Raw genomic sequence first — 8,912 nt, 5'->3', positions numbered from 1 at the left:
ACAGAATCCTAAACAGGCTCAACGCCTGGTATCTTTAAGTCCTGTCGGGTTTCGCCACTTCTGATTTGAGCGTCGATTTTTGTGATGCTCGTCAGGGGGGCGGAGCCTATGGAAAAACGCCCCGGCGGGGCGTGGCCTTATCCTGGCTTTTGGGTTGCTTTCCCCTTACGTTTATCTTCTGTCTTACTTGCCACTTAGTACGTTCCGTCCGCTCGCCGCAGACAAGTGACCGAGCGTAGCGAGCGAACGGGCGAGGAAGCGGAAAAGAACCGGAGATAACATGGAGCACTGACGCTGTGATGACGAAACAACAGAAAACTGCGCTTAATATGGCGAAGTTTATCCAGGGGCAGACTCTGCTTCTGCTGGAAAAGCTTAATGAACTTGATCTCGATGCTGAGGCGGATCTTTGCGAAAAGCTGCATGAAGATGTGGAACAACTCTGTCGCTCTCTGACTATTCGTCTGGATGGTCTTCAGGGGGATTTATAATGGCCCGTGTATCAATTAGCGAAGCGGCTCGTCTTGCCAGTGTCAGTCGTCCTACTATTTACAAGCTACTTAAATCTGGTGAGTTAAGTTACACCTCTGTTGTAAAGCATGGTAAATCCGTAAAAATCATTGATACAACTGAACTTATGCGCGTTTTTGGCACCCTTAATCTTGACAGTGAACGTGACAGTAGTGCTGTAACATTTGACGATCGCTCTACAGGGATTAACAGTGAATTTTTACAGGATTTACAGCATCAGGTGGCGCTTCTGCAGGCGGAAAACGCCGGGCTAAAAGATGCGGTGAATGCCCGGGACGAGCATATCAGTTCACTTCGTCAGGCTATGCAGCTTCTGGAGCATAAGCAGCCCCAGTCTGAAATGCCGGAGCCGACGACAGCGCCCTGGTGGAAGTTCTGGCAAAAATGAGCGTCTTTAATGCAATTTAGTGAAATCTAATGCAATTACCGCATTAAACCAGAGGCACGTTACCGACTGTATACAGTCGCGTGCCAAAGGGTTCCCCTTTGAAACCCACCCGGGAATTTTGCGCATGCGCAAAACCGCACACCCGTGGCCCTAGTCAGGGCTCGCCGCCCCGACTCCCTGCCAGCTCCTCACGATCCCGCAATAAATTGCGGGTCCGTTCACCGCTTTATTTCGCCAGTTTGTGTCAGACTGTGATCTGAATGGCGCAGACTGGCGCGGAGGCTGAACGATGAAAGAATGGTTTACGACCCTTATCGATGATCTGAAATTCCTGGGGGCGGAGTTTAAAAGTGAGTTTTTTGATCCGGAGATTAAGCCAGTGACGGCGGAGGAGCATCAGCCGAGGATGGATGACATGCACCTTTCTACCGTAGCCGGGAAGTTATCCCGGGGCGTTTTGCAAATCAGGGACGGGAAACTGACCGTTTATGGCATGAAACAGAACCGGTAGTTCATCCCTAACCCGGATTTTAGGGCTGGAAAACCGGGAAAAATCCCGGTTTCAACTGCTGTTCTGCGCCAGACCGGATGTCATGCACTGCGCTGCATAACCATTCACAGGCCGTAAACTCTCTCAGTGCCTTTCTGGCGGGGTTTCGCCGGGTAAGCTGTGGTTTTCATCGGTTTCGCGCTGAAATCGCTCTGAGCGCGTTCTGGTGGTGCCGACAACGGATGTTATGGTAAATCAGAGTCATCTGCAGGTACAAAAAAAACCCCGCAGGACTTTTGGTGACTGACTTATTTCCCCTGAGGATTTACTGGATTTCAGTTTATCTGTGTTCCCCGTTTTTTTTTATTGTCGCGCTGGCGTTTATCAGGTTCCCCTATTGATTCGGCAATTCGTTTAGGACCAGGCTTAAGACCCATGACAGTTATCCTTTGTAAATTCAGGAGGAAATCCCTCCGTCTGAATATGTCTCTGTAATAAAAAACAATCAATGTTATCCATTCCCTTTATTGTGATTCTCACATAACGGATGTTAAATGTTTCCACCCCCACCCCATCATTCCTTACCGACGCTCAGCGTCACCTCTGCCTAGTAACATATTGCTACATATGGAGAAATCAGGGCTGAGTTCCTGCAGGTGTATGATCAATGTCTATTAACCATACAAAATTAAAGGACTTGATATGGCACAGTCGAAAACCGGCTCACAGATACCCGCTATCTGCTGGCCGGTGCCAAAAAACAACCGTGGCCGGGAATTCCGTAACCTGGAGGATATACAGGCGCATCTTGAGGGGGAAGCCACCGGGCACTGGCTTATCGGACGTAGCGGCATGTGGCACGGCGGTATTCACATCACGGACACCACGACCCCGTGGTGTGCGCTCAGCGGTCAGGCGATGAATGAGGCGGTGGATTTCCCCGTGCCGTTTAAGGGGGAGCAGGCCGTGCGCTGCATGGCGGACGGTGAAGTGGTGGCGTACCGGATTAACCGGGATTACCTCAGCGTGCCGTGGTACTGGGGGGATTTACGCTACTCCGGGTCTTTTGTGCTGGTCAGGCACTGTGTTCAGCCCGGGGAAACGGCAGAAAGCGGACTGACCTTTTACACGCTGTATATGCATCTCGCGCCGTGGCTGGCCTACCCGGAGCAGGACAGCACGGCGTTTAAGGTCGCAGACGGACAGCATCTGAATGCGTATATGGACGTATCCCGGCAGGTGGTGGTGGCAGAGTTGCCACCCGGTACACGTGTGATATGGGATAAAGCGGTAAGTGCTGACACCATGGCAGGGAGCAACGGGCGGCAGTATGCGTACGTCACGCTGGCGGAGCCGGTTACGGGCAGGATGAGCCTTAAAGCCGGGGACCGGGTATGGACAGTATGTGACAAAGGGAATCTGGTTCCGGCGCCCGACAGCGCCGCCCGCCCGGCGTGGTGGTCGCCGTTTCTGCCGCCGTCACGCGAAACTGTGCAGTTTGATACGGTGGTGTGTCCTGACCCCTATCCGGTTAAGGCCGGGGACCCGGTGGGGCATCTGGGGTATTTTCAGGTTCCCACAGAGGACGGGCATGAAAAGCGCTATCAGGTGCATATCGAATGTCTGACCCCGGACGACCTGCCGCGCTTCCTGAGCAACCTGGAAGGTGTGGGGCGCGACACGCCCGCCTTTGCCCGCTGCCCGAAGGGCATACCGGTGTACCTGAAAGTCACCGGCGGGGAAATCCAGAAGGGCCGGATAACCACGCAGAGCGAAACGGTGATGGCGCTGTCAGGTCAGGCGGTGACGGACAAAGAGGGTAAACGCTACTGGCCGGGCGGGGCGTCGCGCGGGCTGCTGGCGGAATCGGATGTGCAGCTGTTGTCCCGGTATGATCTGGCTGGTCGGGGTTTTGAGGCCACGGAGGACAGCCCGGTGAGCTTTGACCATCTCGACGGAGAGAGACAGCCGAAGGGGCTGGTGAGGACGATTTTTGAGCGTTTTTTCAGCGTGGCGGATGATGACGATAAGCTTTACAGCCCACTGGAAGCATTCAACTACCGGCAACTGCTGAACCAGATTGATGATGCAAAATCTCCCCGGTATAACCCGGAACAGTACCGGCGTGCGGTGCAGAACCCGTCAATGCGTGCGCATCTGTATCGTCTGTGCGTGAAACACCCCAGTGAGTGGTATTACTCGTCGGAGTCTCCGGTGTGGAAAGCATTTTTTACGCCACAACTGAAAAGAGACGCCCCGGAGTGGCACGCCTACAGTATGAAATTTTTGACAGATCTCCGTTGGATGTACCGTGTGGCCGGAATGGTGGAGAATCCGTGGCATATGCATCCGCTGGTTTTTCTCGATGCGATTAAATGCCGGGGATACGATTTTTCTACGAGAGCGGGAACGATCAGAGCAATTATCGAGGAGAGCAGAAAGCAAGGATTTAGCCTCAACTCACAGATTGCTTATATTCTCGCTACGGTTAAGAGAGAGACTGGCGATACGTTTCAACCAGTGAGAGAGGGCGATTGGGGCGGTCATATTTCGACGGATGAGTACCGGAAAAAGCATTACCGGTATTATCCATATTATGGGAGAGGCTATGTCCAAATTACTTGGGACTATAACTATAAAGCATATTCAGAAAAGCTTGGTGTTGATTTGGTTTCGGATCCTGATAGGGCTTTAGAGCCTAATAACTCCTTGTTTATTCTTATTGATGGATTCAAAAATGGAGTTTTTACAGGAAAGAAACTGACCGATTATGTAAGCAAGGATAGTGTGGATTTTCTTAATGCAAGACGGTGTATTAACGGCTTAGATCACGCAGAACAAATTAAAGGATTTGCAGAGGTTTTTTTAAGTAAACTGGATGCTAGGGAGTTAATTTGAGGATGAAACCACTATTTATAACTGTATTTTTATTCGTTCTTAGCTTCTTTTGTTTGGGGAGTGAATTAAGGTGTGGATGGTTACAAAATCCTAGCCCATCCAATCAATGGATTAGTGATAAAGACGGGACGTGGGATATATCAATTCAAGGACGCTTTACTTCAAGTGGCATTGAAAAACTGAAGGGTTTTCCAGACAAAGAGTTTGTAAAAACAAACGAAAATTATGGATATGGGTGTGCCTGTATCAGTGCTGATGTAGATCATGATGAGAAAAAGGTAATCAAAATATACAGTTCCAAAATATTACCTCTTTCCCGTTGTCAGGGGGATCGGACGCTTAGCGAACCTTGAGTTGGATCTTTTAAATAGAGGTAAGTTAATATACTCAGCTGCTGGCGCGTATCAAATCATGGGTTATTTATGGGATAACCGTCAAATAGTTAGAGCCAGAGCTAAGTATGGTGTGAGTGATTTCACTCCGTTGTCGCAAGATAAATGTTGTGTTCTGATTCTGATTCTTAAGGTTAAGAGGAAAGGTTCGCTTGAGATGATAGCGAAAGGTGATATAAATGGCGCTTTAGATATATTGAGCTATGAGTGGGCTAGCCTGCCTCCTGGACGCTTCGGGCAACCAGCAAAAACAAGAGGTGAGGCGGATTATTTGTTTGAGAAATACTTAAAAGAAGAGCTTAAAGGTAATACTGTTCTTTATCTCCCTGTTGGATATATATCTAAATTTTTAAAGGTGGAATAAATGCGCCATCTGTTTTCATTGTTGCTGTCTTTTTCATTTTTATCTTATTCTAACGATAATTTAGGTGTGTGGGGGACGACATGTGATGATGGTGGCTTTTATTTTGCATTAGAGCAAAAGACATCACCATTAGTTGTTAATGACAATCAAATAGTTGTATCTATTCATTCCTTGGTCATCAATGATGGTGTTGTTGGTGTCTATCTAGATGGACCATTAGATCTTGGTAGAGGAGGGATGAATATAAAATGGGATAATATAGATAAGACAAAAAAAATTGCCGAATTCAATTATAAGGATGATGCCGGATATTTAAGATGGTTCGGTTTTTTTGACAAAAAGAAAAGCAAATATTTTTGGAGCAAAGATCCTGACTTTGTTCAGTCATACTCGCATGATGGCGTTGTAAGAATGAAAAAATGCGAATGATTTATTAATTGATCAGTTGAGATCCTTTTGTTCTGAGCGTAATCTTCTGCCCAGAAACGAAAAAACCACCTGGGGAGGTGGTTTGATCGAAGGTTAAGTCAGTTGGGGTACTGCTTAACCAGGTAACAGTCTTGTGCGAGACATGTCACCAAATCTGTCCTTCCAGTGTAGCCGGACTCAGGCCACCACTTCAAGAACTCTCGAACATCTCTCGCACATTTCAGTTACCAATGGCTGCTGCCAGTGGCGTTTTTGCGTGTCCGTCCGGGTTGGACTCAAGGGTTAGTTACCGGAAGGGGCGCAGCAGTCGGGCTGAATGGGGGGGTCTTGCACACAGCCCAGCTTGGAGCGAACTGCCTAAACGGAACCGAGTGTCAGGCGTGGTATGAGAATACGCGGCCTTTAACAGCGGAGAGACACCGGAAAACCGCAGGGCGGGAACAGGAGAGCGCAAGAGGGAGCGACCCACCGGAAACGGTGGGGATCTTTAAGTCCTGTCGGGTTTCGCCACCCCCTGACTTGAGCGTCGATTTTTGTGATGCTCGTCAGGGGGGGCGGAGCCTATGGAAAAACGCCCCGTGGGGCGTGGCCTTATCCTGGCTTTTGGGCTGCTGTTTCCTTACGGTTATCTTCTGTCTTACTTGTCCTTTAGTACGATCCGTCCGCTCGCCGCAGACAAGTGACCGAGCGGAGCGAGCGAACGGTCGAGGAAGCGGAAAAGAACCGGAGATAACGTGGAGCACTTACGCAGTGATGACGAAACAACAGAAAACTGCGCTTAATATGGCGAAGTTTATCCAGGGGCAGACCCTGCTTCTGCTGGAAAAGCTTAATGAACTTGATCTCGATGCTGAGGCGGATCTTTGCGAAAAGCTGCATGAAGATGCGGAACAGCTTTTCAGCACACTGGCTGCTCGTTTAGGCAATGCTCCGGAGGCAGTTTGATGGCGAAAGTTTCTATCAGTGAGGCAGCCCGCCTTACCGGTAAAAGTCGTACCACATTGCACCGGTTGATCAAGACAGGTGAACTGTCCACCTGTCTTGGTGAACGTAATGCCAGAATGCTCGATACTTCAGAGCTTTTGCGTGTATTTGGTTCTCTTGATGGTTCTAAAGCTGTACATGTCGCTGAACAGGTTGGTGAACAGCGTGTTACAGCTTCAGAGGCTGAAAATGAACAGGTGATCAGGTCGCTGAAACAGGAAATTGAACACCTCAGAACTCTTGTTTCTGCGCAGGGGTCACACATCGATAGCCTGAAACAGGCAATGCAGCTTCTGGAGCATAAGCAGCCCTCGTCTGAAATACCGGAGCCGACGACAGCGCCCTGGTGGAAGTTCTGGCAAAAATGAGCGTCTTTAATGCAATTTAGTGCAACTTAATGCAGCTTAGTGCAATTCAGTGAAATCTAATGCAATTACCGCATTAAACCAGAGGCACGTTACCGACTGTATACAGTCGCGTGCCAAAGGGTTCCCCTTTGAAACCCACCCGGGAATTTTGCGCGTGCGCAAAACCGGACACCCGTGGCCCTCGTCAGGGCTCGCCGCCCCGACACCCTGCCAGCGCCTCACGATCCCGCAATAAATTGCGTGTCCGTTCACCGCTTTCCTGATGGCATGAGCCAGGGCAGGCTGACTTCATCGTTCCCGCAAAGCCGGAGGAGAAAACCGGGAAAAATCTCCGTTTCACCGGCTGTTTTGTGCCAGACAGGAGCCCATGCACTGTACTGCATAGTCATTCATGGACCATAAACGCGCTCAGCACGTTTATGGCGCGTTTTCGCCGGGTAAACTGTGATTTTCACCGGTTTCGCGCTGAAATCGCCCTGAGCGCGTTTCTGCGGTGCGCGTAATGCGACGTTATGGTAAATCCGTTTTAATGCGGCAGCTTCAACTACAACCCGACCACAGTGGCGTTACACTCTGGATTGGCCGTAAAAGGCTACTGCCTGAACCCGGGCACCACAGTCAGCGTTTTGTGTGAATCCACTGTCAACCAGTAAATTAAAGAAATTCAGTTCGTTATTAAAAGTGAAAATTGAACACGAACTATAGTTGGGGTTAGCTAAAACCCATCCGCTATTTTTCATATTGCCCCATTCCTGAAAAAGCCCTCCGTTAACTTCTCGAGTGATAGTAATCCATTCAGACCCAGCAATATATTGACTGTTAACATCAAGCGTCTCCGGAAATATTCCGTTCACGCTTTCAATCCACTGTGAGATTTTATTGGTTGTAACGAATGTATCTTTGCTGTATTTAAAAAAACGCTTCACGACAAATAAATATGATGAGATGATTCGCCCGGATGTGTCTGTGGCATTAATATAAAATAATGTGTCGCAACACCGTTCATCCGCGTCAGGAAACGTCACTGTACCATCCCCGCTGACCGCCACCAGATTGTTGCCTTTGCTGGAGCCGCACTGCCATGTCACCTTACCATTATTGGCCGGATCATTATCTATGACCATTTTAAAGGTCGCTCCAGGGAACAGGGTGTTAGGGAAATAATACCCCTCAACCATGTCTTTTTTCATATCAAAAATATGACCATCAACTAAAACACCTGTAATTGCACTCACAAATAAACCTTCGCTAATAAGATAAATAATTTCATTCCAGTGTGAAATGACGTTGAGGATGTTAATGGAATTAAGGATTGTGAAGGAGTTATTTATATATCATATAGTAGTGTGTTCATTGTTATATATTAAATACTTCCGCTGGCCTTATCGGTATAGTGACTATCAAAGATAACTATCGTAGCCCCTGGAAGACCGTTTTTACCGGTCAACGGCGGCGCTGAGGCTGCCAGGTGAAGGTATTTTCTCCTGCTTCAAATTCCTGTCTGCGGGCAGACTGTGCCGCCTGTGCTTTCCGTTCGTTTTCAATGTCGATGAGTACCTGCGCCCGTACCCGTCGTTTGATTTCCTGGGGCAATTTTTGGTTGTCTTTCAGACCCATCGCAATGGCTGTTGCTACAAATGCATCGGCAAGACGCTTTTCTTCTGTCGGAGTCAGTTTTCTGCGTTTCATGGAATCCTCCTGTCTGTGCAGTCTAACGTAACATTATGTGCCATATGAGGAAATGCTGGTGAAGTCTCATCAGGTGTATGATGGCGGTTATTTAACCCTGTAAAACACAAGGATTTGTTATGTCAGAGCCGGAAAACGGCCCGCAGCTCCCGGCCATCTGCTGGCCGGTGCCGAAGAATAACCGGGGCGGGGAGTTCAGTAACCTGGAAGAGATGCTGGCGCATCTTGAGGGGGAAGCCACCGGGCACTGGCTGATTGGCCGTAATGGTATGTGGCACGGGGGAATTCACATCACGGACACCACGACCCCGTGGTGTGCGCTCAGCGGTCAGGCGATGAATGAGGCGGTGGATTTCCCCGTGCCGTTTAAGGGGGAGCA

The 8,912-nt window shown here is 49.1% G+C and carries 11 protein-coding genes and 1 pseudogene; 10 read left to right on the top strand and 2 right to left on the bottom strand.

The window, feature by feature from the left end; genetic code table 11:
- Nucleotides 1-299 precede the first annotated feature (299 nt).
- From FEK43_RS18635 to FEK43_RS18585, 9 genes are all read left to right on the top strand, one after another.
- Nucleotides 300-491, top strand: coding sequence for a Rop family plasmid primer RNA-binding protein (locus FEK43_RS18635; protein ID WP_130259267.1), 192 nt, complete (start codon nt 300-302; stop codon nt 489-491).
- On the top strand, nt 491-919 hold the full coding sequence (locus tag FEK43_RS18630) for a helix-turn-helix domain-containing protein (RefSeq protein WP_131162576.1): 429 nt from the start codon (nt 491-493) through the stop codon (nt 917-919). The genes FEK43_RS18635 and FEK43_RS18630 overlap by 1 nt, the downstream gene beginning before the upstream one ends.
- 289 nt (nt 920-1,208) lie before the next feature.
- On the top strand, nt 1,209-1,430 hold the full coding sequence (locus FEK43_RS18625) for a hypothetical protein (RefSeq protein ID WP_131162575.1): 222 nt from the start codon (nt 1,209-1,211) through the stop codon (nt 1,428-1,430).
- Nucleotides 1,431-2,111: 681 nt separating this feature from the next.
- The gene (locus FEK43_RS18620; protein WP_138158686.1) at nt 2,112-4,307 is read left to right on the top strand and encodes a hypothetical protein; all 2,196 of its coding nucleotides are present in this window, start codon (nt 2,112-2,114) and stop codon (nt 4,305-4,307) included.
- A 2-nt stretch (nt 4,308-4,309) separates the two neighbouring features.
- Entirely contained in the window at nt 4,310-4,660 is a 351-nt protein-coding gene (locus FEK43_RS18615) for a DUF4087 domain-containing protein (protein WP_130216359.1), read from the top strand.
- 58 nt (nt 4,661-4,718) lie between these two features.
- Nucleotides 4,719-5,063: a hypothetical protein gene (locus FEK43_RS18610; protein WP_130216357.1), complete on the top strand. Its 345-nt coding sequence runs from the start codon at nt 4,719-4,721 to the stop codon at nt 5,061-5,063.
- Nucleotides 5,064-5,492, top strand: a complete 429-nt coding sequence (locus FEK43_RS18605) for a hypothetical protein (RefSeq protein ID WP_130216355.1) — start codon at nt 5,064-5,066, stop codon at nt 5,490-5,492.
- 753 nt (nt 5,493-6,245) lie between these two features.
- Nucleotides 6,246-6,437 (top strand): Rop family plasmid primer RNA-binding protein, encoded by a 192-nt coding sequence (locus FEK43_RS18590; RefSeq protein ID WP_130216361.1) that lies wholly within the window; start codon nt 6,246-6,248, stop codon nt 6,435-6,437.
- A complete protein-coding gene (locus FEK43_RS18585; protein WP_130216353.1) occupies nt 6,437-6,844 on the top strand; it encodes a helix-turn-helix domain-containing protein in 408 nt (135 codons plus the stop codon). Before FEK43_RS18590 ends, FEK43_RS18585 begins: the two co-directional genes overlap by 1 nt.
- A gap of 566 nt (nt 6,845-7,410) precedes the next feature.
- On the opposite strand, the gene FEK43_RS18580 is transcribed toward FEK43_RS18585, so the two are convergent.
- On the bottom strand, nt 7,411-8,079 hold the full coding sequence (locus FEK43_RS18580) for a hypothetical protein (RefSeq protein WP_130216351.1): 669 nt from the start codon (nt 8,077-8,079) through the stop codon (nt 7,411-7,413).
- Nucleotides 8,080-8,287: 208 nt separating this feature from the next.
- Entirely contained in the window at nt 8,288-8,533 is a 246-nt protein-coding gene (locus FEK43_RS18575) for a hypothetical protein (RefSeq protein ID WP_130216349.1), read from the bottom strand.
- Between the two features lie 119 nt (nt 8,534-8,652).
- Here FEK43_RS18575 and FEK43_RS18570 point away from each other — a divergent pair.
- Nucleotides 8,653-8,912 (top strand): annotated as a pseudogene (locus tag FEK43_RS18570) (hypothetical protein); the annotation flags it as partial.

The organism is Escherichia sp. E2562, assembly GCF_005781075.1.
Classification (GTDB): Bacteria; Pseudomonadota; Gammaproteobacteria; order Enterobacterales; family Enterobacteriaceae; genus Escherichia.
This window is presented reverse-complemented; position numbering and strand designations above follow the sequence as displayed.